The following is a 497-nucleotide window of genomic DNA, read 5'->3' as shown; positions in this document are numbered from 1 at the left end:
GCGGTGCTCGAGGAGGAGGAGGACCCCGAGTCCCTCTGGCCCAAGTACCGCAAGAAGTTCGAGCCCTGGAGCGAGGAGCTTCGCGGGTACATGACCGAGCACCTCAAGGACTACCTCGGCGTCGAGAAGGTCATCTGGGTCAAGGAGGGCATCGACCCCGAGGAGACCAACGGCCACATCGACGACGTCGCCACCTTCATCGCCCCGGGCGTCATGGTCTGCATCTGGACCGACGACCCCGAGTACCCGTTCTACGAGCAGTGCCACGCCGCCTACGAGACCCTCTCCAACGCGGTTGACGCCAAGGGCCGCAAGCTGAAGGTCTACAAGCTCTGCATGCCCGTGAAGCCGCTGTACATGGACCAGGCCTCCTGCGACACCATCGACGCCGACGAGAACGCCGAGCCGCGCGTCCCCGACGAGCCGCTGATCGCCTCCTACATGAACTACCTCGTGACCAACCACGGCGTCATCGTCCCGCAGTACGGCGACGAGAA

Annotated in this window: 1 protein-coding gene; it reads left to right on the top strand. The window is 64.6% G+C overall.

Features of this window, described 5'->3' with window-relative positions; all coding sequences use genetic code 11:
* Positions 1-497: agmatine deiminase family protein (locus tag ACTM86_RS08970; protein WP_441017515.1), on the top strand; the 497-nt coding region annotated here is incomplete at both ends.

Origin of the sequence: Collinsella sp. HCP3S3_E11 (genome assembly GCF_052067375.1) — a bacterium.
Classification (GTDB): Bacteria; Actinomycetota; Coriobacteriia; order Coriobacteriales; family Coriobacteriaceae; genus Collinsella.
Note: the sequence above shows the minus strand (reverse complement) of the source record. Positions and strands in the feature narration are given on the sequence as shown.